The following is a 25,721-nucleotide window of genomic DNA, read 5'->3' as shown; positions in this document are numbered from 1 at the left end:
CGCCTAGCCGGATTTGCCCAGCTTCAGCACGCCGCCGGTGGCCGTCAGGGCCACGGCCCCGCGCACCGCCAGCACCCCGGCCAGCAGCGTCAGCAGGATGATGCCCACCGACACCGGGGCGACCATGACGGCGATTCCGGCCAGCGGGAAGACCAGCACGCCGCTGACGATGACCGCGCCGGCGCCGACCCCGATCACCGGGGCCATCACGGAGCCGACGCGCGCCTTTTCCATGGTGGCCCGCTCCACGCCCAGCCGGTGAAGCCCGGAGTAGAGGTCGGCCCGATCCAGCGTGGCCGCCGCCTGGGTGATGGCCGTGGAGCAGGCCACCGAGATGAACGAGGCGACCAGGGTGATCAGCACGCCGGTCATCACATCGGCGGCCAGCAGCGCATCCGGGCTGCCGGGCTCTGACTCGGCACCCGCCGTGTTCATCAGCGCCGCGCCGCTGCCGCCGACCACCGCGACGAAACTGGTCATCGCGATGCCGGAAACCTGCCGCCAGGCCTGCGCCGGGTTTTCCAGGATCATCCGGGCGGCCAGCAGGTCGGCCGGGGCTTCGGCCTTCTTGAGCTTGGCGTTGCCGATGACCCGCACGGCCCACGGGCCCACCAGGTTCAACGCGCCCAGGCCCAGCGCGAAGCCGCCGAGCAGCACGGCAAGGATGACCGCCATGGAGGCAAAGGCCGAGAGCATCGAAAATGCCAGGGACACCACCGCGATCAGGGCCGCAACGACCACCGCACGGATCCAGCGCGGCTTCGGGGTGGTGGTGCGGTTGCGCACGCCCAGCGGGGAGACGATGACCTTGCGCAGGCCCACGGCCGCGGAGATCGCGGCGATGAGCGCCACGGCCGCCACGACCAGGGCGATGACGCCCGGTTCCAGCCACATCGCGGACCCGATGGCCGAGCCCTGGAAGTGGACCAGGCCGACCGCCGGAGCGGCGGCGGCGTAGAACAGCACCCCGCCCAGCGCCCCGGCCAGGGCGGTGGCGCTGGATTCGATGATGGTGATGCCCACGACCAACGACGTGGTGCCCCCGAGCAGGCGGACGGTGGACAGCCTGGTGTCCTGGCTGCGGGCCGAGAGCCGGGCGGCGGCCGCGCCGAGCACCGCCAGCGGAACCAGCAGCAGCACCACCGCGAGCCCGGCCAGCATCAGGTACACGCCGGTCAACTCGTTTTGCACGCGGGTGAAGGACAGGGCGCCGGCGGTGACGGTGAGCACCAGCGCGGAGACCAGGGCATAGGACCCCATGGTCAGCAGCAGCGGGGCGCGGCGCCCGTGGCCGGGCCGGCCCAGCATCCAGGCCAGGGAAAGCGCGCGCATCACTTCATCGTTCCCGGGAATGCGGCACGCGGGCTTCCGGCGGCAGGTGCCGCGGCGTGCTCGGCGAGGATGCGACCGTCGCGCAGCCGGATGGTCCTGTCGCAGCGGGCGGCGACCTCGGCATCGTGGGTGACCATGACCAGGGTGTTTCCGCGTCCGACGGTGGATTCCATGAGGATCGCCAGGACCTCGGCACCGGTGCCCGAATCCAGGGCCCCGGTGGGCTCGTCGGCGAATGTCACCTGTGCGCCGGTGACTTGGGCGCGGGCGATGGCCACGCGCTGGGCCTGGCCCCCGGAAAGCTGGCCGATGCGCCGCTCCTCCATGCCGCCCAGGCCCAGCGCGGCCAGCCATTCGGCGGCCCGGGGCAGCGCGGCGGCGCGCGGCACCCCGTTGACCATCAACGCCATCGCCACGTTTTCCACGGCGGTGAGCTCCGGGATCAGCAGCCCGGACTGGAAGACGAAGCCGAAGGACGCGCGGCGCAGCCCGGAGCGTTCGGATTCCCCCAGCGCGGTGATTTCCCGCGGTGCCCCATGGGCCGGGGTGAAGAGCACCGAGCCGGAGTCCGGGCGTTCGATGCCGGCCAGGGTGTGCAGCAGCGTGGACTTGCCGGAGCCCGAGGGGCCCATGATGGCCACGGACTCTCCGGTACGGATGTCCAGGTCCACGCCGTCCAGCGCCAAGGTCGATCCATAGGCGCGGTGCAGGGACCGGGTGCAGAGCACCGGCGGGGATGAGGGATGGGCCGCCCTGGAGGCGGAGTTCTCGGGTGCGGGATGGGCTTCGATCATGCCACCAGCATTTCAAATCCGCACCGCCGCGGCATCGGAGCAGGTGATGAACTGTTTGCGGCCCGCCTCCTACCCAGGGTGGAGACGGCGGCGGCCCCTGCGGCACCTGCGGTGCACCGCGCGGGAATCGAATGCGCCGGGTCGCGGTTGCATCCCGGTGATGGAACTTGTTCTGTACACCTCCGCCTTCTGCGCACCGTGCGTGCGCGCCCGCTCCGTGCTCCGCGATGCGGGCAAGCTGCTGGCGCGGGCGAACATCCGCGAGGTCGACGTGCCCTCGCACCTGGCCGAGTCCGAGGAGGCCGGCATCGTCTCCACCCCCCCCCACGCTGGTGGTGCGCCGGGACGGCTCCGAGGTGTTCCGCGCCTCGGGGGTGCCCAGCGTTCAACAGGTGCTGGCCGCGGCGGCGCTCGCCCTGGAGTAGCGGCCGCCGGGTCCGGGACCGCTCGGCACGTGGGCCCAGGGTGACTGGAAGCTTGCCCGTCAGGCCGGCGCGGGCACCCGTTCCCCTTCCTGCGGCTTCGGGCTATGCTGTGCTGACCAGTGCGTTTTGGGGATTTTGTGTGTGGCGCACTGCGTTAACATCTGTTCTGCTCCGGTTCCGCGGGTGGTTCTCCTCCCCGGCCGGGGCATGGTCAAGGGGGAATGGTTGGACATGGAAAAGACAACGTCGTGGACGCGGTTCCTGGGGGTTTCGCTGCGTCCGTTCTCGGGGCATGCGCCCCTTTCACTGATCCTGCGCGGCGCGCTCCAGGCAGCGATCTGCATCGTGCTGCTGGTGGTGGGTGCAGGGATGCGCGCAGAGATGCGGCAGCTCGCGGCGGCGGATGCCGGTGCCGCCCGGTTGGGCGGGTTCCTGGTGCTGGCCGGGGTCGTGCTGGCGGTGCTGGCACTGGCCGCACTGCTGAAGGTCGCCGTGGGGATCCTCGATTTGGTGCCGCGCACCTCGGTTCCCGGGACCGTCGTGAGCATCTCCGAGCGCAAGTTCCTGGACTTCCTGCCCGATGCGGTGAACAACGCGCTGTGGGACAGGAAGAACAACGTCGGGCAGTCCTGGGCCGAGCGGCGCAGGGTCCGCCACGAGCTGGTCATCGACACCGGCCACGGGACCCGTGCCTGGACGCTGCGGAACCGGCAGAAGGCCCGCGGGCTGCGGCCGGGGCAGGCCGTCACCGTCGTGGCCAGCCCGCTGGTGGGCTACGTCGACAGGCTGGAATCCCGAGGCTGAGCCCCGGCCCGGGTACCGGGTGCGGGACTTCAGGTGAGGTCTCGGTAGGCCTCGGCGAGGGGCACCGGGACCATCGCGAGCTTCGGCGGTCCTCATGGTGGATGGGCGCCGGCTTGTACCTGCGCAACAGTGACTTCCCGTCGCGCTCCCAGAAGAAGCCGGGGCGCGAAAGCGCCACCCGGTAGAGGTCGTCGACGGTGTCCGGGGGCTGACCGGCGAGGGCCTCCAGGATGAAGCAGGGGATCTGCCCGTCTTCCAGGTACCCGCGCAGCACCGCGGCGCCCGGATCGCCAGCGCTGTCCGGCGGGGTTCGGCGGGCGTCCTCGAGCCGCTCGTAGTCCAGAAGGAACACCGCGGATTTCACCGGGTGGTGCACCGAGCGCACATCCTGCGGCACGGCAAAGCCGGCGGGGAAGCCCTCATCCGGGGCCGGTTGCAGGCCGGTGCGGGCGTCGTCGCCCGGCGTGCCGTTCCCGCCCGCGGCCTCCCGCCGGCTCTCCTCGAGGAAGGTGCGGTACGCCTCGATCATCTGGGCACCCGGGCCCTGCAGCGCGTGGGAGCCGAAGAGTTCGCCGAAGAGGCGGTGGTTCCGGGCGACATTGGCCCGGGCCGCGGCAAGCTTCCGCGGATTGTTCAACGGCAGGCTGAGATCCAGGCGCAGAAGCCGTACGGCCAGCGAATCGGCGGTGTCCGCGTCCTGCGGATCGAAGTTCCCGGGGGTGCCGCTGAGCGTGTAGATGTTTCCCATCGGCACGATCCGGGTCATCACGAAGCCGCCGGGATTGAGACCCGAGATGGCCTCGGAGCCCTGCGACGAGTAGCTCTCGTAGTCCAGCTCGTCGATGAGGATGCGCAGCAGGAGGCATTGGCGGCGTGCTCGATGAACTTGAAGACACCGAAGACGCCGCGGTCGCGCCAGGACTCGTAGATGGTCCGACCTGCTTCGTGCAGGGTCTACTTGGTGCGCAGGTGGCGTTCGATCAACGGTTCGTCCCCGGGTCCCCGGTCATAGAGGATCGATTCGATGGCCTCGTACAGTGAGTTCCCGCGACCCGTCCCGGTCTTGAGCACGTCGTCGTAGCGTGCGGCCAGGAGCTTGTTGAAGCCCGGCGAGGTTGCGTGGTCGACCAGGGCCGATTTGAGCTCCGCGGCCCGGTCCATGAGGGTTTCGATGGCTGCCGGTGTTGGACGTTCCATCTCCGCTTCTTCCCCCGCGGGCCCGCGGCCGTGCAAACCGTTGCCCGGCTCGTTGCGGCGGGCCTCGCCAACCGGCCGCCCGGCCGGCGAGGCGGCGGGTGGGGAGGCGGGTGGCGGAATCGGTGGACCTCAGCGCAGGCCGCCGGCTTGCAGGTTTTTCAGGTAGCCGAGCGAGTCCGCGGCCAGGGCGTCCTGGGTGCTTGCCAGCGGCCGCCAGATGGAGGCCGCCACGGCGTTCGAGGCGTTCCCGGGGGTGGAGGATTCGACGCAGAGCGGGCCGGTGTACCCGGCCAGGTCCAGCGCGTGGATGAAGCCGTGCCAGTCGAAGTGGTCGGCGCCGACGGTGCCGCGGTCGTTGCCGCTGACCTGGACGTGGGCGATGTGGCCGGTGGCGCGGGCGACGGCGGCCGCGATGTCCTGTTCCTCGATGTTCAGCTGGAAGGTGTCCAGGGCGATGCCGAGCCCGGGCCCGAGCAGCGGTTCCAGCGCGTCAAGGGCCTGATCCACGGTGTTGATCAGCGAGGTTTCGTAGCGGTTGCGCGGTTCGATCCCCAGGGTGATTCCGCGTGCTGCTGCGTAGGAGGCCAACGGGGCGAGGTTTTCGCGCAGCTGGGTGTAGGTGGCCTGGCGGTGGATCCCATTCATGGACCAGGTCCGTCCGGTGGCAGCGTGGAACGGGCCGGCGACGGTGGCCGCCCCCAGGGTTGCCGCCGCATCGATGAGGCCGCGCAGGTGGTTCCGGGTGGCTTCGAGCTCGGCATCCGGTGCGGCGACCAGATTGCGTCCCGCGGACATGGTGCCGATGAGCACGGGGGCCAGGGAATGTTCGGCGAGCACCTCGCGGGCGCGCTTCGGGTCCCAGTCGCCGAGGTCTTCCAGCGGCAGTGCGATGGCGTCGAAGCCCAGGGACGCCACATGGGCGGCGAGTTCGGGCAGCGCCGCATCGGTGAGCGGGGATGTCCATACCCCGGTGGTCACGCCCAGCAATCGTTCCATGGCGATGCGGTGTTCCTTCCATTGCGGCGGTGGGGGTCCGGATTCTCAGGCTACGCCCGCGTGCGCGCTCCGGCCAGAGCGCTGGCTGCGGCGCCCCGCGATCCGCGGGAGGCTTGGGACATCGATGCCACAGGGTCGTCCATCGTGCGGGGGAGGATCCGCGAACGGCTGTCGTCGGGGCAGGTGGAATTGGCAATGGAAACCGAAGGCAGCCATCGCCGGGCCGCGGGGGGCGGCGCCCGACGCGCCGCCGGTTCGCGGTGCCCGGTTTTTTTGTGAACAATGGGTCAGGTGATCCCCTCCCCGCTTGACCCCGCCCCCGCCGCCTGCCTGCAGCGCATCGTCGCCGATTCCTCGGACCGGATCGCCTGGCTGCGGGCCCGCTCGCAGGGCATCACGGCCACCGACGCGGCCAGGCTCTCCACCCCGAAGTCAATCCAGTCCGCGGCCTGGGACAAGCTGAACGGCTCGGGCTTCGGCGGGAACCCGTACACCGACCACGGGCGGGCCCGCGAACCGGTGATCGCCGCGTGGGTGCAGGAGAACTACGGGATCGTGCCCTCCACCCAGCTCTTCCATGCCGCGGAGAACCACATCCACCTGGCCACCCCCGACGGGTTGGGCATCCGGGAGCACGGGCGGGTGGAGCTGGCGGAAATCAAGACAACCAACAAGCCGTTCAAGACCATCCCGCGCAACTACCTGCGCCAGGTGTTCTGGCAGCAATACGTGCTCGGCGCCGAACGCACGCTCTTTGTGTGGGAACCGCACAAGGACTTCGTCCCGGTCCACCGGGAGCCGCTGACCCGCTGGGTGGACCGCGACGATGCGGAGATCGCCGACCTGATCTCCAAGGCCGACGCGATGGTGGCGATCCTGCGCGAACGCACGGCCCGGGCCCGGGCCTACGAGGACTACGGGCCGGCGTCACTGCGTCTCTAAGCCGGGGCGGCGCCCGGCATCATGGGCTTGGGCAGCGCGTCCGGGTAATCCCTGCGCAGCTCCGCAATCAGGTGCTCGCGGATGAAGTTGCGCAGGTCGTAGAGGTCGCCGGGGTTGCGCGCGGACAGTGCAATCGTGACCTTCAGGATCCCTCCGATGGCGTCTGTCACGTTCAGGGACCCGGTGCGCCCGTCCCACAAATCCGTGGATGCGAGCAGTTGCTCGGTGCGCGTGCGCAGGTGCTCGATGGGAGCGTTCCAGTTCAGGTCCAGCAGCACCGACCCGCTGATCTCCGTGCTTCGGCGCGACCAGTTCTCGAACGGTACCGTGGTGAAGTGCGTCGAGGGGATGATCAACCGGCGCCCATCCAGCAGCAGCACCACCACGTAGGTGAGGGTGATTTCCTCGATGCTGCCGCGCTGGGTCTCCACCACCACGGTGTCGTTGACCCGGATGGCGTCGGTGAAGGCGATCTGCAGCCCGGCAAACACGTTGGCCAGCGAGGACTGCACGGCGAGCGCTGCCACCACGGAAATCAGGCCCGCGGAGGCCAGCAGGCCGGCGCCCAGCGCCCTGACCTCGGGAATCGTGAGCAGGGCACCGGCAACCGCCAGGGTGATGACCAGCGCGGTGGCTACCCGGCGCAGCAATCCGACCTGCGTCTGGATCTTCGCCAGCCGCCGGGGGTGTCCGTCGTCCTCGCGGTACTTGGCCAGGAGGATGTCCTCCAGGATCCCCATGGCGACGATCAGCAGCCAGGCGATGGAGCTGATCAGCCCCAGCAACAGCAGGAACTGCCAGATCGTGACCCATTGGCTCGAGGCGAACGAGACCCCCAGGGCGATCTTGGTGAATGCGAAGACCAGGGTCAGCAGCAGCGGCATGCGGCGCAGGGTGCGATCGGGTGCGAGCCCCTGGATCCTGCGGAGCATGCGGGTGAGGATGAAGGAGAGGACCACGGTGATGAGCACCGCGGCCAGTAACCCGACCGCAACCACAACCCATGGTCGGATGGGATCCGGTAATGCGTTCGTGTTCTCCACAACTTCGTTCAGGGCGTCGTCCAGTGTTCCGGTGGCAAAGATCTGCATGTCAACAAGGTTGTCACAACCCCGTGGGCGCACGCTGGTTATGACCGCCCGACGTTAGGCATATCTCCTGCGCATTGCAATGGAATGGATTGTGGACATACCCCCTTGCCGCCTGGTTTTCCCGCGCGCATGCTGATTTCACCATCCACCCACACCCGGATTTTCCGCACCAAGCGAGGACCACCATGAAAACCAGGATCGCCGCCGGCCTGGCCGGCGCGCTGCTCATAGCGGGGCTCGGCACCGCACCGGCCGCCCCCGCCGCAACCCCCGCCGCGGTGAGCGCACCGTACTGCGGCATCGCCTGGGGCTCGCTGGCCGACTCGGTCGCCGGCTACTCCTCGGCCACAGTCACCAACGTCCGCACCGGCCGCCACGACTGCTTTGACCGCATGGTCATCGACCTCAAGGGCAAGGTGAAGGGCTACGACGTGCGCTACGTGTCGGCCGTCTACACCGAGGGCCAGGGCAGGCTGGTCCCGCTGGCCGGGGCCGCGGACCTGCGCATCGTCGTCAAGGCACCGGCCTACACGACCTCCGGGACCCCGACGTACTACCCGGCCAACCGGCTGAACGTGGGCAACGTCGCGGGCTACACCACCTTCAGGCAGGTGGCGTTCCTGGGCAGCTTCGAGGGCCAGAGCTCCTTCGGCCTGGGGGTCCGCGCCCGGCTGCCGTTCCGGACCTTCGTGCTCATCGACGCCACGGGCACCAGCCGCCTGGTGATCGATGTGGCCCACCGCTGGTAGGCCTCCTCGGTCCCGGCACGAAGGACGCCGGCCGCACACCACGGGATTCGTGGCGTGCGTCCGGCGCCCTTCCCTGGTGCCAGTTGCTTCCCGCAGGGGCTTGTTGCGTCGTTGGATGACAAAACGGCGTCATCCGGCGCGCCGCACCGGCGGATGTGTCACGATTCATTCATGAGTATTGCCCGCCCGTACAAGCAAGTCGACGTCTTCTCCTCCTCCTCCCCCTACACCGGCAACGGCCTGGCCGTGGTGCTGGACGGGGAGGGGCTGAGCGGTTCGCAGATGCTGAACTTCGCCAATTGGACCAACCTGGCCGAGACCGCGTTCCTGCTGCCGGCCACTCACCCCGACGCCGACTACCGCGTGCGCATCTTCACCACCACCACCGAGCTGCCCTTCGCCGGCCACCCCACCCTGGGTGCGGCCCACGCATGGCTCGAGGCCGGAGGGGTGCCCAAGAACCCCGCCGCGCTGATCCAGCAATGCGACGCCGGGCTCATCGAGGTCCGCCGCGTCCCGGGCGAGGATCCGTCCGATCCCGAGTCCCTGGCGTTCAAGGCACCGCCCATGGTGCGCACCGGCGAGCTCGAGGACGACGTGCTGGAGTGGGCCCTGACCGGGCTGGGCATCAAGCGCGAGGACGTTCTCGGGCACCAGTGGCTGGCCAACGGGCCGCAATTCGCCGGGCTGCTGCTGCGCGACGCGGAAATGGTGCTCGCCCTGGAACCGGACTACTCGATCCTGGCCGGGCTGGAGGTCGGGGTCATCGGCCCGCACACCGTCCCGGGCATCCCGGCACGCTCCTACGACCCCAACGTGCCCACCGACCGCCCCTCCGGGGCGCGCGAGGAGTTGCGCCCGGTCTCCGAGGCCGACGAGCGCCGCGGCTCCCAGCGCTTCCGCAACGTGGTCACCGGCATTCCGGCCGACTACGAGGTCCGTGCCTTCTGCCCCGGCGAGGGGCTTCCCGAGGATCCGGCCACCGGGTCGCTGAATGCCGGCTTCGGGGTCTGGCTGACCGGTTCCGGGCTGGCCCCGGAGTCCTACACGGTACGCCAAGGCACCCGGCTGGGCCGCTCCGCGATCCTGCACGTGGACCGCGATCCGGCCGGCGTGTGGATCGCCGGGCAGTCGGTCACCTGCATCGAGGGCTTCGTCAATCTGCCCTAGTGGTGCCGCCCTTCGCCCGGCTGTGAGGTTGGGCTCAGGCCCCTGTCCCAGCACCGGGGCCGCGCGTACACTCAAGCGGTGAGTGCGAACCAGACAGATACCAAAACGGCCGAGGACAAGCGCGCATGGGGTGCCCTGTGGGCACTGGTCATCGGCTTCTTCATGATCCTGGTGGACTCCACCATCGTTTCGACCGCCATGCCGGCGATCATGAACGGCCTGGACACCGACATCAACGGCGTCATCTGGGTCAACAGCGCCTACCTGCTGGCCTTCGCGGTCCCGCTGCTGATCACCGGGCGCCTGGGAGACCGGTTCGGCCCGCGCACCATCTACCTCATCGGGCTTGTGGTCTTCACGCTCTCCTCGCTGTGGTGCGGGCTCTCCCCCGATATCAACACGCTGATCGTTGCGCGCGTGGTCCAGGGCCTGGGCGCCTCCATGATGAGCCCGCAGACCATGACCTTCATTACCCGCATGTTCCCCTACGCCCGCCGCGGCGCTGCCATGGGCCTGTGGGGAGCTGTCGCCGGCATCGCCACGCTGGTGGGCCCGATCGCCGGCGGCATCTTTGTGGACACCCTGGGCTGGGAATGGATCTTCTTCGTCAACGTTCCGGTCGGTGTGCTGGCCATCTGGCGGGTGCTGGTGAAGGTCCCCGAACTGGAACGCCACTCGCACTCCTTCGACTGGCTCGGCGTGGGCCTGAGCGCTTCTGCGATGTTTGCGCTGGTCTTCGGCATCCAGGAGGGCAACGGACACGACTGGGGACCGTTCATCGGCCCCATCGGTTCCTGGCACCTGATCATCGGCGGCGTGGTGCTGCTGGGGCTGTTCATCTGGTGGCAGGCCGCCACCCGGGCCGAGCCGCTGGTGCCGCTGGGGTTGTTCAAGGACAAGAACTTCTCGCTGGCCAACATCGCGATCGCCTTCATGGGCCTGTCCATCACGGCCATGAGCTTCCCGATGATCCTGTACCTGCAGTCGGTGCGCGGGCTGACCCCCACGCTCTCGGCGCTGATGCTCGCCCCGATGGCAGTCGTCGCCGGGGCGCTGGCCCCGGTCATCGGCAAGCGCGTCGGGAAGATCGAGGCCAAGTACTTCGCGGTCCCCGGGTTCTTCCTCTTCGGCGCCTCGATCACCGTCTACGGGCTGATCCTGCGCGCCGACACCCCGTTCTGGGTGCTGCTGCTCCCTCCGGTGTTCATGGGGCTGGGCTCGGCCATGATCTGGCCCTCGGTCTCGCTGACCGCCACCCGCGACCTGGTCCAGGCAAATGCCGGCGCCGGGTCCGGCGTATACAACACCACCCGGCAGGTCGGTGCGGTGCTGGGTTCGGCGTTGATCGCGCTGATGATGGAATCGCGCATTGCCGTCGAGTCCGAAAAGGTCGTGGCCTCCATGGCCTCCGGAGGGCCGGCCGGGATCGGCGCGGAGCCGGGAACCGGGGCACAGGTGCCCGATTTCCTGCACCAGGCGTTCTCGCTGGCCCTGGGCCAGGCGCTGCTGCTGCCGGGCATCGTCGCGATGGCCGCGGCGCTGGTGGCCTTGATGTTCCGCAAGGGTGCGCGCGCCTCGGCCAAGTAGGCGCCCCCGCCCACACGCACAAGCACGGCGGGGGCCGTGGCACACGATGATTCGTGAGCCACGGCCCCCGCTATTTGCGCCTCGGGCTACTTGGCGGGCTTGGCGACTTCCTTGATCTTGGTCTTGGTCTTGCCGCGGCCGAAGACCAGTGCGGCGGCGATGCCGGCGAGCCAGAAGTCCTTGGCCATCGGCACCCCGTTGGGCGTCGGGCGGATTCCGTCGGACTCGGTCAGCCCCGGGGTCTTGAGGTAGGTCGCCACCAGGCCGGCGGCGAAGGCTCCCAGGCCCAGGCCAACCAGGCGCGAGGGCAGGAACGGGGTCAGCAGGGCGGCGCCCAGCCCGATCTCGCCGACCGCAAGGGCCTTGCCGAAGACGGCAGGTTCCAGCTTTTCGACCTGCGGGATGGCGTGTGCCGTCATGGTCTGCAGGCCCTGGGCCGATTCGGCGGGCAGCCGCAGCTTTCCGATGCCGCTGTTGAGGATGTAGGCACCCGAGACGAGTCGTAGTGCGGCGTTGGCAATGTTGAAGCCCATGTGTTTTCTCCTGGTCGTGGGTCGCGGTCTTGCTACTTCTCACCCCACCCTATGGTTTGGCCCTCCGCTACGGCTATAGCTCCCCCGGTGTGGCGCGGGGCGAGTGCGGGCCCACGCACGGGCTGTGGTTTGCCGCACATTCGCGAAATCACGCGTCGCCCAGGGGGCGCCGAAATCGGGCGACGTGCTAGATTCTCGTGCATGATCACCTCCTCTGCGGTTCCCGATGCCGCCCTGCGCCTGCTCGTCGAAAAGGGTTTCGACGCCACGAGCGTCGATGCGCTGGCCCAGGCCGCGGGCATCTCGCGCTCCACCTTCTTCCGGCGCTTCGGCTCCAAGGAAGAGATGGTCTTCGCGGACATGGAGACGATCATCCACCACCTCGAAACCGTGCTGGCCACCTCCTCGGCCGGGCCCGTGGCCTCGCTGGTCCACGCGGGGCTGACGGTCTTCGACCAGCACACCGCCCGGCCCGAGGCCGCGGGCCTGCGCCACCGCCTGCTGCTGGATGTCCCCTCGCTGCGCGACCGCGAACTGGTCTCCATCCACCGCTACGAGCGGGTCTTCCGCAACCACCTGCGCGACCGCGGGCTGTACTCGCTGCCCAACGGGCGGGCGATGTGCATCGCCTTTGCCTCCGGGATCGTCTCGGTCCACAACGACCACCTGCGGCGCTGGCTGCGCCACCCGGAGGACACCCGTCGCCCGGAGCTGGACCGCGAGCTGAACGCGCTGGGCGCGCTGTTCGCCCCGGTGCTCGAGCCGCAGGAATCGGCGCCGGCACTCCAACCGACGACGGTGGTCATCACCATTGCCGGCGGAACCCCGGACACCGAGGCCGTGCTCTCCCAGGTGCGCGAGGCCCTGGACCGCAACCACAAATGAACCTCAGTCTCTTGACGTGATACTCAGTTCCAGTATGCTGGTGCCCTAGCGACATTCCCGCCGCCGACGAAAGGGCACCACCTTCCATGAGCATCGAAGCCAGCCTCAGCACCGATTTCCCCGCCGGGGTCGTTGAACCCGAGTACGAGCTCTGGGGCGAGGTGGACGTCGATCCGGCAGGGCTCTTCGAGGACATCGACGCGGCCGACCGCGAATACTGGGACCGCGCCCGGAAGTTCGGGCTCGACGAGGTCCGCCCGGTCATCGACGAATACTGGAACAACTCCGACTACCCACTGGGCCTGGCCAAGCGCCTCGGCGAGCTCGACCTGCTGCGCGACGGGATCACCCTCGAGGGCCACCCGGAGATGAGCGTGCTGGCCGCCGGGCTGGTGAACATGGAACTCTCCCGCGCCGACGGATCGGTGGGCACCATCGCCGCCGTGCAGGCCGGGCTGGCCCTGCGCTCCATCGTCTACTGCGGCTCGCCCGAACAGATCAAGCAGTGGGCGCCGAAGCTGGCCACCGCCGAGGTGCTCGGCGCCTTCGCACTGACCGAACCCACCCATGGCTCGGACTCGGTGTCGCTGGAAACCCGTGCCACCAAGGTGGAGGGCGGCTACCGGATCAACGGCGAGAAGAAGTGGATCGGCAACGGCTCCACCGGCGGGATCACCATCGTGTGGGCGCGCGACGAGCAGGACAAGGTCCGCGGCTTCATCGTGCAGCAGGAGTGGGAGGGCTACACCGGCACCACGATCGAGGGCAAGCTGTCCCTGCGCGCCATCTGGCAGGCCCACATCCGCATGGAGAACGTCTTCGTCCCGGACTCGCACGTGCTGCCCGGGGCCAACGGCTTCAAGGACACCGCCAAGGTCCTCTTCGCCACCCGGCTGGGCGTCGCCTGGTCCGCGGTGGGACACGCGACCGCCTGCTACGAGACCGCGGTGCAGTACGCGGCCCAGCGCATCCAGTTCGGCCGCCCGCTGGCCGCCAGCCAGATCGTCCAGGAACGCCTGGCCCGCATGCACTCGGAGCTGGCCACCATGCAGCTGATGGTCATGCAGGCCACCCGCCGCGAGGAAGCCGGCACGCTGAGCCCGGTGCAGGCCTCGCTGGCCAAGTTCACCTGCACCCGCATCGCGCGCACCATCGCCTCCAACGCCCGGGACCTGCTCGGCGGCAACGGCATCCTGCTGAAGAACCGCGTGGCCCGGCACATCGCCGACATCGAGGCGATCCACACCTACGAGGGCACCGAAACGGTGCAGGCACTGATCATCGGGCGCTCCATCACCGGGATCTCCGCCTTCGCCTAAAAACGACGCAGGGCATCGAATCCAACACCGCGTGCGGCCGCATCCACCGAAACCGATTCCGGTGGATGCGGCCGTTTTCCATGTTCCCGCACATGGCTGCACTCTGGGCAGATTCACATGCCGCCACCGGACCTCCACGGACCTTGGCAGCTGGGGATATTCACCCCAAGGTGGCTGCGCGGAGCAGGTCCGTCCGGAACAGCGAAAACCGCTCGAACTCTTGACTTCGGTTCTGCCGCTATTTCAAGCCGTCGGCTTGGCACAAGTCGCGCCACCCATCTCGGGCCTTGCCCTGGGCCAGCGGGCGAATTTTTCGCCGTTCACCTCTGTCCCGACCCTGAGAACGCCTGCGGCACCAATACGAAGGTGCGTTGGTGCATGAGGTGTGCAACGACCAAGTAGAGGAGGATCTCCTTGGATACCGCAGGTTTGATTGGGCATCAGGAGAAGTTTCCTGAAGGACACGAGGGACCGACTCTCGCCGATTTGTGGCCCGACAATCGCATTGTCGCAGCCGTCGTCGGCCTGAATCCGGCGCCGAAGAGCGTCGAAGCCGGCCATTACTACCAGGAGCTGGCGGCACGGCGCCAGTTGCTGCGCGTGGCGGAAGCCGGAATGCTCAACCCCGAAGACGCACCCTTCCTTGACGACGCTGCCCGTCAATATGGCATCGCTTTTACCAACATCGTGTAGTTCCCGACCCCGGGTGAAAAGCAGGTCACTGCCGAGCAGATTCGGGCAGGGTTGCCCGCCCTTGAGGATTCATTGGCACAACGAGAGGTTCCCCTGGTCATCGGTGTGTTCCGCCATCCAGTCGAAGCCTTGCTCGGCCTGAAGAATTCAAAGCCCGGGCTACAAGAAAAACCCACCTCTTGGGGAGCCAGCGTCTTTCGGATGCCGGGTCCCTATGCGAAGGCAGCGGAAGTTCAGCGGGTGCTGATCGAACTGAGACATGTCTCGCGCGCGATCATCACGGAGCCAATGTTTGAACCTGTGCCATACGGTTCCTGGGTTGACTTCTACAAAGCGGTTCTGGTGGTCGCCGAGGCACGTGGTGAGCACCCTGACCCGCGGGTCTTGAAAATGTATACGGAGGACGTGCGCCGGAGTCTCGGCGAGTTGCCCACTCCTCCGTGGCACGCGCAGGCTCCCGACCCACAGCCTTCGGTCAAATCACTGTTTCCCCGGCGTGCAGCTCTGCCCGGGCCGGATTGAAGCGGAGGCAAAGCCATCGCCCTACTCGCCAGTTGCCCGAAGCGCCCGGTCCGCCGCTGGGCCGGTTGCTTCCCGGGACACCGCCACCAGCGGCGGGCGTGGTCCCGGTGTCAACACCGACCTCCAGCACTACCTTGTAGCCGGCTGTGGCATCACCGGTGACGGTGGCCAGCTGTGGCATCACCGGTGACGGTGGCCAGCTGGCTGGCACTCCGGTCGTCGCCAAAGACGGTGTCGCTCTGCAGCGTCAGACGTGAAAGGTTTGCGACAGAGAACGAGTACCCCGACATCGCGTAGGCGGCCTCCGATACGTCCTGCGGCAGCGCCACCTGTGAGGTGGCAATCGCGTTGGTCGAATCGGTGATCGAGGCCGCGTCTGGATAGACCTCAAAGTGGCTGTGCGGCCAACGGCCGGTACAGCAGGCGGGGAAGATGCCGGGGAAACGCACCGTGCCGTTTGCAGCTGCTGCCTGCACGCCGCGCAGGTAGTTTTCGGTCTCGACGGCCTCGGAATACATCGAGTAGTTCCCTTCGCTGTCGCACTGCCAAACATAAACAGCCACCCCGGCAAAGCCCGCCGATCCGTTGGCCAGATCCTTGATCGAGAGTTCGAGGGTCATCGGGACCCCCGCCGCGGTGGTTGTCGAATCCCCGAAGCTGGAACGGATGCCGGAGCGGATGATGCCGCTTTGTTCCAGCACGTCCGGGCCGTTGGACCCGGCTCCCGGGTAGGGGCCGGCCGTTGCATCGGGGATCTCCCCTACCGAGGTGCCTGCGGCACCGTCCTTCGCCGTGGAGCTGCAAGCGGCCAGGCCGGGCGCCAGGGCACCGACCCCGAAGGCCTTCAGCGCGCTGCGCCGCACCGGGAGCGTCTGGATGTACGAAGCGCAGGCCCTGGTCCTCGATGTCCTCGCCCGGCCGTGGGAGCACCCGTCCTCCCTTGAACCTCGGGTGGGCGGAACATGACGGACGGTGCCGCTGCCGGTTCTCCATGCTCGGTGGATCCCCTGGCCGTGAGCGCCGATTCCGGCGCGTGGTGGGTGGAATCCGATGCTATGAGCGGGAAATTTGCGGTGGCTGTGGTTCGGCCCAGAACGGACCTTGCGGTAGGAGGACTCCTCGCCCTCGGTGGCATTGGATCAGTGGATGCCCGCCCATCTGGTCCTCACCGTCCACCCGCACTGGCTGGGTGCCTGGTTCCTCCGTATGGCCGCCAGGCCCGTAGTCGTCGTCAACGACATCGAACACGCGGCCTGCCGGGGCTCACCCTGTAAGGTGGCCCTCCCCGCCGGGCGCCACTCGGTGGCCGCCGGGATCCGCTACCGGGGCACAGAGGCTCTGCTGGGCGCATGTCCCGCGCGGATCACCATGGCGGACGACGAGGACCAGAAAATTCTTGCCACCAACGGCATGCTGAACCACAAGCCATTCCGGATCACCGCAGCCTAGCTGCCCCGGGCAGTCTCGGCGCGCACCCCGCTGCTCCCCGTCCGGCCCATTTCAACCACCATTCCTCCACGCCCGGAAGAATGCAACAACACGATGCGGGCGGCAACGGGTCGACATCTGGTCCATGGCCTAATGACCAAGCCAAGCGGCTGTGCGGCCGGAGGCGCCGGCGCCGTTGCTTCGTCAGCGCCCAGTGTGCCAACCCGACTAGGATTCACCATGGGCCCGGCCCGCAAACTCTCCCGAAAGGTTTATGCATGCGACGGCAAACGATCATCATTACGGGTGCGAGCGATGGGATCGGCGCTGAAGCTGCGCGCCAACTCGCCCGAATGGGCCATGAGGTGGTCGTGGTGGGCAGGAACAGGGAAAAGACAGCTGCTGTTGCCCAGGAACTCGGGGCCGATCACTTTCTCGTTGACTTCGCCGATCTTGACGAGGTTCGGACCCTTGCCTCGTTGTTGCTCGAGAAATACCCCCGAATCGACGTGTTGGCGAACAACGCCGGAGGCATTTTCACTCCCGTGCGGCAGGTCACCGCGGACGGGTTTGAGATGACCTTCCAGATCAACTACCTGGCCCCGTTTCTGCTGACCCACCTGCTTCTTGATCGCCTCATCGACTCGAGGGCCAGTGTCATCAGCACCTCCAGCCTGGCCAATCGACTCTTCGGCAAAGTCGATATCTCCGACCTGAACTCCGAAGGCCACTACGAGCCCAAGAGGGCTTACGGAAACGCCAAGCTCGGTCAAATCATGTTCACCCGTGAATTGCATCGGCGTTTTACTGGCCGGGGCTTGGCCGCTGCGGCGTTCCATCCGGGAGTCGTCAGCACCGGTTTCTCACGCTCGCCGGGAACCTCCATGGAGGGCATCTACGGCCACAAGATCATCTCCAAATTCCTGTTGTCTCCCCGGAAGGGAGCCGACACGCTGATCTGGCTTGCTTCCCAGCAGAGTCCGAAGACCTGGCAATCGGGCGAGTATTTCACCCGTCGCAAAGTGGCACGGACCAACCCACAGGCCAATGATGCAGCGTTGGCCCGGGAACTCTGGGACATCAGCGAAACGCTGCTCTGCCTCGGGTAGCCGGTCTGCAGCGATCGGACCCCTGAATCAGTCGGGGCCGGGCACCGTGCTTTCAGTCCGCCGGTGTGCCTCGTCGGGCTCCCGGGGAGCCCGACCCAGCGTCGCGATCGCCGCGACAATCAGGAAGAACCCTACCGCCGAGGCCGGTGTGGGCCGGTCCCCCAAAAAGAGCACGGCGATCAGCACCGCGGTGACCGGTTCCAGCAGCGTGGCCACCACCGCGGTGCCGCTGGAGGTGGTGCGCAGCCCCGCGTACAACAGCCCGTAGGCCAGGGCCATGGTGATGACCCCCAGATAGATGACCAACATCCACGTTCCGGTGTGGGTGGTGCCCAACGGCTCATGGTTCACCCAGGCCAGGACCAGCCCGGCCGGAATCAGACACGCGGCTGCTGCACCCATGGTGATCACCGTCAACGGGAAGCTGTCCAACGTCCTGGCCAGCGGCACCGCGAAATCCGTGGACAGGGCGAAGGCCGCTCCGGATACCAAGGCTGCCAGCAACCCCGCCACGGGGTGCGGCGCGGCTGAGACCTCGGAGCCGGACAGGCCCACCAGACACAGCCCCACGACCGCCACCACGACGGTGATCAGGTTCGCGGCCGGTGGCAATGAGCGGGTCCGGATGCCCTTGACCACCAGCAGCAGCACCGGGGCCAGGCCCAGGCACACCACGGTTCCGACACTGACCCCGGCCCACACCACGGCCAGGAAAAAGAAGAACTGGAATGCCGCAATCAGCGCCCCGACCCCCAGCGCGCGGCGCCAATGCTTCTTGCCCAAGGCCCAGCAGGTGCCCAGTTTCCCGGTCAGCAGTGCGGCGGCCAGCAGGGCCAACGCGGCGGCGGCGGCACGGTAGGAGCCCAGCGTCGAAGGGGAAAGCCCGGAGGCTTGGTGCGCGATTTGGACCGCGGGTCCGATGGTTCCCCAGGCTATCCCGGCCAAGCAGACCATTGTCAATCCCGGGGGCAGGTGCCGGGACGCAGGCGGCTGCGCGCCGGAGGGCAAGGGGGTCATGGCCCCCAGTGTGCCATGGAGATGTCCGCCGGTGCCCAACTGCGCCGAACCCCGGCGGGCCGCGGACCTGCGGAACCCCTGGGTCTCAGGGCCGGCCCATGCGCTTTTTCACGTGGCGGGTGGCGGGAGCGGTCCACGGGTCCTCGGGCCACGGGTGCTTGGGGTAGCGGCCACGGTTTTCCGCGCGCACCTGGGTGTAGGGCCCGGACCAGAAGGAGGCCAGGTCGTCGGTGACGGCCAGCGGGCGTCCGGCCGGAGAAAGCAGGTGGAACAGGACCGGCACCCTCCCGCGCACCAGTGCCGGGGAGGTCGCGAGCCCGAAGCATTCCTGCAGCTTCACCGCGACCACCGGCGGCGCGTCAGGGTCATCGACGCCCGGGTAGTCGATGCGGATCTTCGATCCGCTGGGCACCGCGAGGCGTTCGGGGACCAACTCGTCCAGCGCGGTGGCCTCGGGCCAGGGCAGCAGCCGGCGCAGCGCATCGGCCAGGTGCAGGGAGCCGGCGGACTTGCCCCCGGCGAGCGCCTCGAGTTCCGGGGCCAGCCAGGTTTCGGCCGCCTCCAGCAGTGCGGCGTCATCCATTGACGGCCACGGGTCCCCGAGCTCGCGGTTGAGCATGGCCAGCCGGTTGCGCAGTGCCGTGGCGGAGGCCGAGAACCTCAGCATGCCCAGGCCGTTGGCCCGCAACGCGTCAAGCACCGCGGTGCGGCCCTGGGCACGGGTGGGTGCCACGGGGGTGCTGGTCAGCTCGATGGCACCGAGCCGGTGCACGTCCCGGGCGGTGAGCTTGCCGTTGGCAAAGACGGTGGCCGTGTCCTCGGTTTCCAGGTGGGCGGCGGCGAGCAGCGCGGTGTCTTGGTCCAGCGGCGCCGCGGCGCGGATCAGCGCGCCGGTGCCCGCCGCGTCGCGGCCGGCGGCACGGGCCACCTCGGCCACCGCGATCCAGGGGTGGTGTGCCACCGGGCTTCCGGTCGGCAGCCCCGCCCGGGTCCCGGAGGCCAGCAGGTAGGTGGTTCCCGCGGCGCCTTCCACCCGCCGGGCCACCTGGCCTGGGAAGGCCAGCGCAGTGATGAGGCCAAGCGGATCGCCGGTGAATTGGCGCGCGGCCCGATCCGCCTTGCCTGCTGCCTGCTTGGCGATGCGTTCGAGGCGGGCCGATTCGCGTTTCCAGGCACCGGATCCGGGGTGTTGGCCGTTGCGCAGTAAGGCCAGCAGCGCACCGAGGTCGGCACCCTGGGCTCGGTAGTCTCCGGCCAGCAACGCGACGATGCGTGCGGTGGTGGCGGCCCCGGCCAGCGGCGCGCCGTCGAGCAGTGCGCGCCCGAGCCGCGGGTCAGCCGGGATCGCGGCCAGGCGCCGGCCCAGCGCGGTGGCGTGCCCCGAGTGCTCGATCGCGCCGAGGTGTTCGAGCACCGTGGTGGCGGCCTGCAGGCTGGCGGCAGGGGGAGCTTCGGGCAGCGCCAGTCCCTGCCCGCCGGGGGCGCCCCAGCAGGCCAGGATGAGGGCGGCGGAGGCCAGATCCGCGACGGTGATCTCGGCGCGCGGATGTGCCGGGGCGGCGGCGAAGCTCTTTTCCTCGAAGCAGCGCACCACGGTGCCAGGGCCCAGACGGGCGGCACGTCCGGCACGCTGGATGCACGAGGCCCGCGAGGCGGAAACCGTGACCAGTCCGCTCATGGAGCGGGCCGCATCCCGGCGCGGTTCGCGGGCCAGCCCGGAATCGATGACCAGCCGCACCCCGGGGACGGTGAGCGAGGATTCGGCCAGCGAGGTGGAGACGATGATCCGCGGCTTCCCACCGGGTTCGCGCCCGGAAACCGCGCGGTCCTGCTCGCCGGCGGGCACCTGTCCGTGCAGTTCGAGCACCTCGGTGCCGACGGTCCTGGAACGCAACTGCGCCGCAACATCGGCGACCTCCCAGGCCCCGGGCAGGAACACCAGTGCATCGACGCCAGGATCCGTCTGAAGCGCCCGGGTATGGGCCTCGGCGGCGACGGCCGCCACGTGGCCCAGGAAGGTGCGCGAGACCCCGCGGTCGGTCAGCCGCGGGGCCGCTGCCGGTTCCCAGTGCACCGTCAGCTCGTGCAGCGCCGCCGGGCAGTCAACCAGCGGTGCTTCCCCCATGCCCGTGGCATCCCCCAGTAGCTTGGCGAAGCGCGGGGCATCGAGCGTGGCGGACATGGCCACCAAGGTGAGGTCCCCGCGCAGTTCGTGGACCTCGCGCAGCATGCCCAGCAGCAGGTCGGTTTCCAGCCCGCGCTCGTGCACCTCGTCGATGATCACCGCGTCCACGGATTCCAGGCCCGGATCGGCCAGCAGCCGGCGCAGCAGGATTCCGGGGGTCACGAACTCCACCAGCGTGTGGGCATCTGCGGTGTGTTCCCCGCGCACCGTGAAGCCCACCCGGGTGCCCAGCGGGCTGCGATCCAGGAAGGACAGGCGGCGGGCGGCGGAACGTGCGGCGACGCGGCGCGGCTGGGTGACCACGATGCGGGCGGGCGCCCCGGTGCGCGCGGCCACGGCGTTGGCGACCAGCGGCGGGACCAGGGTGGTCTTGCCGGTGCCCGGCGGCGCCTGGATGACCGCGGTGGCGCTGGCACCGCCTGCTTCGAGCGCCATGGCAAGTTCGGGCAGGGAATGGGCAAAGACCAGCCCGTGCCCGATGGCTGCCAGGTCGAAGTCGTGGGTGGGTAGGGGCTTTTCCTGCCGGATCTGCTGGGTGCTCACCCGCCCCATTATCCAGTGTTGCAGCCGGGTCCCGCCGATCAGGGGGTGCGGCGGCGCAGCGTCATGGAGCCCACGACGATGGCGGCCAGGATCCAGGCGGCAATGAAGCCGATGCGCAACCAGATGTAGCCGGCGTCCTGGTCGTTGCGGGCCACCGCGTTCAGCGCGTCGATGGCGTGGCTCAGCGGCAGCCAGTCGCCGATCTTCTCCAGCACCTGGGGCAGCTGGTCCCGGGGCAGGAAGATCCCGCCGAGCAGGATCTGCGGGAAGACGAAGGCCGGCATGAACTGCACGACCTGGAACTCGCTGCGTGCAAAGGCGCTGGCCAGAAGCCCCAGCGAGGTGCCCAGCAGTGCGTCGACGATCGCCACGGCGAACAGCAGTCCCAGGCTCCCGGACACTTCCAGCCCGCACACCCACACGGCGAAGCCCACCGCGATCCCCGTCTGCACGATCGCCAACAGCCCGAAGGCCAGCGCGTAGCCCAGGATGAAGTCGGCCTTGCCCAGCGGCAGGGACAGCAGGCGTTCCAGGGTGCCGCTGCGCCGCTCGCGCAGCGTGGCAATCGAGGTGACGAGGAACATCACGATAAAGGGGAAGAGCGCGATCATGGCCGGGCCAATTCGCCCGAACACCGGGGTGTCGGTGAAGATCCAGGCGACCAGGCCCACCAGCAGCGCGGGGACCAGCAGCAGCAGGCCCAGGGTGCGGTGGTCGTGCCGCACCTGGTTCAGCACCCGGGCGGTGGTCGCAAGGACACGTGCAAGGCTCATGCTTCCTCCGAACCGGCGCGGTGCTTGGGGACGTGCGGCGTGTCGGTCCCGGGTTCCTGCGCCGCGCGGATCAGGGCGAGGAAGGCGTCCTCGGCGTTGTCGGTTCCGGTGCGTTCCAGCAGCGAGCCGGGGGTTTCCTGGGCGACGATCTCGCCCTCGCGCATCAGGATCAGCCGGTCGCAGCGCGTGGCCTCGTCCATGACGTGGCTGGAAACCAGCAGCGCCACACCCTCGGCGGCCAGTTCGGCGAACAGTTCCCACAAGGCCACGCGCAGCACCGGATCCAGCCCGACGGTCGGCTCGTCCAGCACCAGCAGCTCGGGGGATCCGAGCAGGGCGATGGCCAGCGAGAGCCTGCTGCGCTGGCCCCCGGAGAGGTCCGCGGCCATGGACCTGGCCACCGACCCCAGGCCGGTGCGTTCGATGACGGCGGCGACCTGCGCGGGCGGGGCACCGAGGATCTTGGCGAAGTAGTTCAGGTTCGCTGCAACCGGCAGGTCGTCGTAGATACCTGCTTCCTGGCTCATGTACCCCACGCGGCGGCGCAGCGCCGGGGACCCTGCGGTGTCCCCCAGCACTTTCACGTCCCCGCCGGAGATGATCTGGGTGCCCACGATCGCACGCATCAGGGTGGACTTGCCGCAGCCGCTGGGACCGAGCAGCCCCACGACCTCGCCGCGCGGAACCAGCAGGTCAAGGCCCGGCAGCACCAGGTTCTTTCCGCGCAACACCTTCAGCCCGGTGATCGAGATTGCCGCCGTGTCAGCATCCATTTCTTGAGTCTCGCCCCTGTTGCGGTCCCGGTCAAGAGCGATTGGGCGCCCGGACGCGACCCCGCCCTATCCTTGACCGGCGAGGTCCGGCCATACTGGGTGAAAGGCTGCCGCGCAGCCCGCTGCCACCGTCCACCTCCAGGAGCGCGCCATGAACGAGCTGCGCGGAGAAGGAAGTATCCGCACACCTCATCCCGTGCTTGTGGGAGTGTGCCGGTACCAGCACCCGGAGGTGGTGGCCACCGCGGCACGCTTGGCCGTGGCCCTGGAACTGGATCTGGTGTGTGCCTACGCCGTCACGGGGTTGGAATCTTCCGAGTGGAAGGCGAAGGCAATCATCGATTTTGAGACGCTGGGTCGGGACGAGCAGGAGGAAATCGGCGTCACGGTTGTCCGCGAGCTCCACTCCGGCCTCGGAGCGGCGTTGCAGGATTCGCCCGTGCGCTGGATGCTGCGCATACTGGTGGGCGCTCCCGCGGGTGCGCTCGAGGCCTACGCCACGGCACTGGGCGCCTCGCTGCTGGTCCTCGGTTCCCCGAAGCGGCGGCCCTTCGGCAGCACTTCCGCCCGGCTCCGTGCCTCCACGCTGGCCCGGTTCCTGTCCCACCGCACGGTGCCGGTGCTGGTGGTTCCGCCGGAGCTCTCACCGGGGAAACCGGGTGCCCCTTATCTGCCCATGCCCTGATGCCGAGGAACCCTAGGCGTTGGTCCGCAGGAACGGCAGCAACTGCTCCAGGACGGGCTGTGGCGGGAAGAGCGTGCCTCCATGGGTGCGGCCTTCCAGCTCAACCAACCGGGCGTTCGGCATCACCGCGGCCATGGTCCGCGAGTGCTCGATGCGCGGCCTGTCCCGGGTTCCTGTCATCAGCAACGTCGGGGTGTCCAGTTGCGCCAGCAGCATCTCGCTGACTGCGCTTCCGGCCTCGGTCGATTCGAAGTAGGCCGCCAGCGCCAGCGCATCGTTGGAGGCGAAGGCCAGGCGTGTTGCGGGGTCGAGTTTCCCGCCGTCGGCTTCCATCCCGGCGATGAAGGCATCCATGTCACCGGTCTTGAGCGCCTCGAGGTAGCCGTCGAAGAAGAGCGTGCTGATGTGCTGGGCCTCGATGGCGTGTGTTCCGCCGAGCATGGTCAGCGAGCGCACCATCGACGGGTGCTTGATGGCCAGCGAGAGGCCCACGCGCGAGCCGAACGAATATCCCACGATGTGGATCGACTCGTGGCCGGTCGCCGCCAGCACCGCCTTGACGTCCGCCAGGACCAGGTCCATGTTGTAGGCGGCAGGGTCGTGCGGCTTGCCCGAGCGCCCGTGCCCGCGCAGATCCATGCGGATGGTGTCGAACTCCGGTTCAAGTGCCTTCACGTAGCCCAATCCACGCCAGATGGAACGGGAGAGTGCCGAGCCGTGCAGCAGCAGGACCGGTGGGGCCCCTGTGTCGCTGGCGTCGAAGTAGATAGTCTGGGCATCAATCGGGTTCACGGCAAGGGGCATGTGAATGAGCCTATGGCACCGAACCGGACTTTTCCCAAGCGCTAAGGATGCAGCAATGAATGACGATCTGACCCCCGTGATCCTTGGCGGGGCGCGCACGCCCTTTGGCAGGTTCCGCGGGGCCATCTCCTCGGTGCCGGCCACCGACCTTGGCGCCCACGCCATCAAGGCGGCACTGGAACGCAGCGGGGTGAAGGCCAGCGATATCAACCACGTCATCATGGGCCAGGTGGTCCTGGCCGGCACCGGGCAGGGTCCGGCCCGCCAGGCCTCCTTGAAGGCCGGCATCGGCTGGGACGTGCCCACAGTGACCATCAACAAGCTCTGCCTCTCCGGGCTGACAGCGGTCATCGACGCCGCACGGATGATCCGGGCCGGGGAGGCGGACTTCATCGTCGCCGCCGGCCAGGAATCCATGTCCAACGCCCCTCATCTGGTCCGCGGCATGCGCACCGGGCTGGCGATCGGGGACCGCGGCCTGGAGGACTCGCTGAACCACGATGCCCTGGCCGACCCGCTGACCGGCGAGCTCATGGGCTCGACCACCGAACGCGGCAACGCCAAGCTGGGCATCGGCCGGGCGGAGCAGGATGCGTACGCGGCGGCCTCGCACCAGCGCGCGGCCGCCGCCCGGGCGCACCTTGATGCGGAGATCGCACCGATCTCCATCCCGCAACGCCGCGGCGAGGACCTGGTCGTCTCCACCGACGAGGGCATCCGCCCCGAGACCACGGTGGAGAAGCTGGCGGCGCTGCGGCCGGCGTTCTCCCGGGATCCCGGCGCAACCATCACCGCAGGTTCCTCCTCGCCCCTGTCGGACGGGGCAGCCGCGTTGGTCGTGGCTGCCAAGGGAGCCGCCCGCAAGGAGGGGCTGGAATGGCTGTGCGAGATCGGCGCGCACGGACAGACCGCGGGACCGGACGGGCAGCTGCATTCCCAGCCCAGCACCTCGATCCTCGCGGCCCTGGCGAAGGAGAGGCTGAAGGCCGGGGACCTTGACGCGATCGAGATCAACGAAGCCTTCGCCTCGGTGGTGCTGCAATCGGCCAAGGTCCTCGGTGTGGATCCTGCCAGGGTCAACACCGAGGGCGGGGCCATCGCGCTGGGCCACCCGGTGGGCGCTTCCGGGGCGCGGCTGGTGTTGCATATGGCGATGGACCTGGCACGGCGCGGCGGCGGCACCGGGGTCGTCTCGCTGTGCGGCGGTGGCGGCCAGGGCGATGCGCTGGTGCTCCGGGCCTGAGTTCACACGTGGTTGCCGGGCTCTGTACAGCCTGCACATAGATTGGGTTCCTAGAGTTGTAACTACCTCATGAAGATGCGAGTGATGAGAGCACCGGTCGGATAAAAGGCAGATTCCCCCCA

At 68.7% G+C, this 25,721-nt stretch carries 27 protein-coding genes; 14 read left to right on the top strand and 13 right to left on the bottom strand.

Annotated elements, in window-relative coordinates; genetic code table 11:
• Positions 1-3 precede the first annotated feature (3 nt).
• Together DQ353_RS10350 and DQ353_RS10345 are read right to left on the bottom strand one after the other, a co-directional pair.
• Positions 4-1,332 (bottom strand): permease, encoded by a 1,329-nt coding sequence (locus DQ353_RS10350; RefSeq protein ID WP_113762676.1) that lies wholly within the window; start codon positions 1,330-1,332, stop codon positions 4-6.
• On the bottom strand, positions 1,332-2,126 hold the full coding sequence (locus DQ353_RS10345) for an ABC transporter ATP-binding protein (RefSeq protein ID WP_113762675.1): 795 nt from the start codon (positions 2,124-2,126) through the stop codon (positions 1,332-1,334). The genes DQ353_RS10350 and DQ353_RS10345 overlap by 1 nt, the downstream gene beginning before the upstream one ends.
• Before the next feature lie 160 nt (positions 2,127-2,286).
• Between DQ353_RS10345 and DQ353_RS10340 the strand changes: the two genes are divergently transcribed.
• Positions 2,287-2,595 carry a glutaredoxin family protein gene (locus DQ353_RS10340; protein ID WP_286166737.1) on the top strand — a complete coding sequence of 103 codons (309 nt, stop codon included), beginning with the start codon at positions 2,287-2,289 and terminating at the stop codon, positions 2,593-2,595.
• Between the two features lie 187 nt (positions 2,596-2,782).
• Complete coding sequence (locus DQ353_RS10335; RefSeq protein WP_146755234.1) at positions 2,783-3,355, top strand: hypothetical protein; 573 nt, start codon at positions 2,783-2,785, stop codon at positions 3,353-3,355.
• Here the strand turns inward: DQ353_RS10335 and DQ353_RS10330 are convergent.
• The 3 genes from DQ353_RS10330 to DQ353_RS10320 all read right to left on the bottom strand — a co-directional run bounded on the left by DQ353_RS10330 (position 3,297) and on the right by DQ353_RS10320 (position 5,548).
• The gene (locus DQ353_RS10330) at positions 3,297-4,103 is read right to left on the bottom strand and encodes a hypothetical protein (protein WP_113762673.1); all 807 of its coding nucleotides are present in this window, start codon (positions 4,101-4,103) and stop codon (positions 3,297-3,299) included. The two genes, DQ353_RS10335 and DQ353_RS10330, sit on opposite strands and share 59 nt — an antisense overlap.
• A 206-nt stretch (positions 4,104-4,309) precedes the next feature.
• A complete protein-coding gene (locus tag DQ353_RS10325; protein WP_113762672.1) occupies positions 4,310-4,552 on the bottom strand; it encodes a hypothetical protein in 243 nt (80 codons plus the stop codon).
• 129 nt (positions 4,553-4,681) lie between these two features.
• Positions 4,682-5,548, bottom strand: a complete 867-nt coding sequence (locus tag DQ353_RS10320; RefSeq protein ID WP_113762671.1) for a sugar phosphate isomerase/epimerase family protein — start codon at positions 5,546-5,548, stop codon at positions 4,682-4,684.
• Between the two features lie 282 nt (positions 5,549-5,830).
• Here DQ353_RS10320 and DQ353_RS10315 point away from each other — a divergent pair, with 282 nt between their 5' ends.
• Complete coding sequence (locus DQ353_RS10315) at positions 5,831-6,490, top strand: YqaJ viral recombinase family protein (RefSeq protein ID WP_113762670.1); 660 nt, start codon at positions 5,831-5,833, stop codon at positions 6,488-6,490.
• Here the strand turns inward: DQ353_RS10315 and DQ353_RS10310 are convergent.
• On the bottom strand, positions 6,487-7,581 hold the full coding sequence (locus tag DQ353_RS10310; protein WP_113762669.1) for a mechanosensitive ion channel family protein: 1,095 nt from the start codon (positions 7,579-7,581) through the stop codon (positions 6,487-6,489). The genes DQ353_RS10315 and DQ353_RS10310 overlap by 4 nt on opposite strands.
• A 185-nt stretch (positions 7,582-7,766) precedes the next feature.
• Between DQ353_RS10310 and DQ353_RS10305 the strand changes: the two genes are divergently transcribed.
• The 3 genes from DQ353_RS10305 to DQ353_RS10295 all read left to right on the top strand — a co-directional run bounded on the left by DQ353_RS10305 (position 7,767) and on the right by DQ353_RS10295 (position 11,087).
• Positions 7,767-8,330, top strand: coding sequence for an AMIN-like domain-containing (lipo)protein (locus DQ353_RS10305; protein WP_113762698.1), 564 nt, complete (start codon positions 7,767-7,769; stop codon positions 8,328-8,330).
• A gap of 171 nt (positions 8,331-8,501) precedes the next feature.
• Positions 8,502-9,500, top strand: a complete 999-nt coding sequence (locus DQ353_RS10300; RefSeq protein WP_113762668.1) for a PhzF family phenazine biosynthesis protein — start codon at positions 8,502-8,504, stop codon at positions 9,498-9,500.
• A 78-nt stretch (positions 9,501-9,578) separates the two neighbouring features.
• Entirely contained in the window at positions 9,579-11,087 is a 1,509-nt protein-coding gene (locus DQ353_RS10295; protein WP_113762667.1) for a DHA2 family efflux MFS transporter permease subunit, read from the top strand.
• Between the two features lie 86 nt (positions 11,088-11,173).
• Here the strand turns inward: DQ353_RS10295 and DQ353_RS10290 are convergent, their stop codons facing one another.
• Positions 11,174-11,620 carry a DoxX family membrane protein gene (locus DQ353_RS10290; protein ID WP_113762666.1) on the bottom strand — a complete coding sequence of 149 codons (447 nt, stop codon included), beginning with the start codon at positions 11,618-11,620 and terminating at the stop codon, positions 11,174-11,176.
• 201 nt (positions 11,621-11,821) lie between these two features.
• On the opposite strand from DQ353_RS10290, the gene DQ353_RS10285 reads away from it, so the two are divergent.
• The 4 genes from DQ353_RS10285 (at position 11,822) to DQ353_RS22255 (ending at position 15,039) form a co-directional block, all read left to right on the top strand.
• Positions 11,822-12,505: a TetR/AcrR family transcriptional regulator gene (locus DQ353_RS10285; RefSeq protein ID WP_113762665.1), complete on the top strand. Its 684-nt coding sequence runs from the start codon at positions 11,822-11,824 to the stop codon at positions 12,503-12,505.
• An 86-nt stretch (positions 12,506-12,591) separates the two neighbouring features.
• Positions 12,592-13,824, top strand: a complete 1,233-nt coding sequence (locus tag DQ353_RS10280) for an acyl-CoA dehydrogenase family protein (RefSeq protein WP_113762664.1) — start codon at positions 12,592-12,594, stop codon at positions 13,822-13,824.
• A 414-nt stretch (positions 13,825-14,238) separates the two neighbouring features.
• Positions 14,239-14,517, top strand: coding sequence for a uracil-DNA glycosylase family protein (locus tag DQ353_RS22260; protein WP_286166736.1), 279 nt, complete (start codon positions 14,239-14,241; stop codon positions 14,515-14,517).
• 72 nt (positions 14,518-14,589) lie between these two features.
• On the top strand, positions 14,590-15,039 hold the full coding sequence (locus DQ353_RS22255) for a hypothetical protein (protein ID WP_286166735.1): 450 nt from the start codon (positions 14,590-14,592) through the stop codon (positions 15,037-15,039).
• Positions 15,040-15,191: 152 nt separating this feature from the next.
• Here the strand turns inward: DQ353_RS22255 and DQ353_RS10270 are convergent, their stop codons facing one another.
• Positions 15,192-15,902 (bottom strand): peptidase associated/transthyretin-like domain-containing protein, encoded by a 711-nt coding sequence (locus DQ353_RS10270; protein WP_353616685.1) that lies wholly within the window; start codon positions 15,900-15,902, stop codon positions 15,192-15,194.
• Positions 15,903-16,185: 283 nt separating this feature from the next.
• On the opposite strand from DQ353_RS10270, the gene DQ353_RS10265 reads away from it, so the two are divergent.
• Positions 16,186-16,488 (top strand): hypothetical protein, encoded by a 303-nt coding sequence (locus tag DQ353_RS10265; RefSeq protein ID WP_113762663.1) that lies wholly within the window; start codon positions 16,186-16,188, stop codon positions 16,486-16,488.
• Between the two features lie 257 nt (positions 16,489-16,745).
• Positions 16,746-17,576: an SDR family NAD(P)-dependent oxidoreductase gene (locus tag DQ353_RS10260; protein ID WP_113762662.1), complete on the top strand. Its 831-nt coding sequence runs from the start codon at positions 16,746-16,748 to the stop codon at positions 17,574-17,576.
• 27 nt (positions 17,577-17,603) lie between these two features.
• On the opposite strand, the gene DQ353_RS10255 is transcribed toward DQ353_RS10260, so the two are convergent.
• From DQ353_RS10255 to DQ353_RS10240, 4 genes are all read right to left on the bottom strand, one after another.
• Complete coding sequence (locus tag DQ353_RS10255) at positions 17,604-18,593, bottom strand: DMT family transporter (protein ID WP_113762661.1); 990 nt, start codon at positions 18,591-18,593, stop codon at positions 17,604-17,606.
• Positions 18,594-18,678: 85 nt separating this feature from the next.
• Positions 18,679-21,321, bottom strand: a complete 2,643-nt coding sequence (gene hrpB, locus DQ353_RS10250) for an ATP-dependent helicase HrpB (protein ID WP_353616684.1) — start codon at positions 21,319-21,321, stop codon at positions 18,679-18,681.
• Positions 21,322-21,359: 38 nt separating this feature from the next.
• Positions 21,360-22,094, bottom strand: a complete 735-nt coding sequence (locus DQ353_RS10245; protein ID WP_113762659.1) for an ABC transporter permease — start codon at positions 22,092-22,094, stop codon at positions 21,360-21,362.
• Positions 22,091-22,867, bottom strand: a complete 777-nt coding sequence (locus DQ353_RS10240; RefSeq protein WP_113762658.1) for an ABC transporter ATP-binding protein — start codon at positions 22,865-22,867, stop codon at positions 22,091-22,093. Before DQ353_RS10240 ends, DQ353_RS10245 begins: the two co-directional genes overlap by 4 nt.
• A 151-nt stretch (positions 22,868-23,018) precedes the next feature.
• Between DQ353_RS10240 and DQ353_RS10235 the strand changes: the two genes are divergently transcribed.
• Positions 23,019-23,552: a universal stress protein gene (locus DQ353_RS10235; RefSeq protein WP_113762657.1), complete on the top strand. Its 534-nt coding sequence runs from the start codon at positions 23,019-23,021 to the stop codon at positions 23,550-23,552.
• Between the two features lie 12 nt (positions 23,553-23,564).
• Here DQ353_RS10235 and DQ353_RS10230 read toward each other — a convergent pair whose 3' ends face one another.
• Positions 23,565-24,356 (bottom strand): alpha/beta fold hydrolase, encoded by a 792-nt coding sequence (locus DQ353_RS10230; RefSeq protein ID WP_113762656.1) that lies wholly within the window; start codon positions 24,354-24,356, stop codon positions 23,565-23,567.
• A gap of 55 nt (positions 24,357-24,411) precedes the next feature.
• On the opposite strand from DQ353_RS10230, the gene DQ353_RS10225 reads away from it, so the two are divergent.
• Positions 24,412-25,599, top strand: a complete 1,188-nt coding sequence (locus DQ353_RS10225) for an acetyl-CoA C-acyltransferase (RefSeq protein ID WP_113762655.1) — start codon at positions 24,412-24,414, stop codon at positions 25,597-25,599.
• Positions 25,600-25,721: the final 122 nt, after the last annotated feature.

It is taken from the genome of Arthrobacter sp. AQ5-05, from assembly GCF_003287975.1.
Taxonomy (GTDB): Bacteria; Actinomycetota; Actinomycetes; order Actinomycetales; family Micrococcaceae; genus Paeniglutamicibacter.
This window is presented reverse-complemented; position numbering and strand designations above follow the sequence as displayed.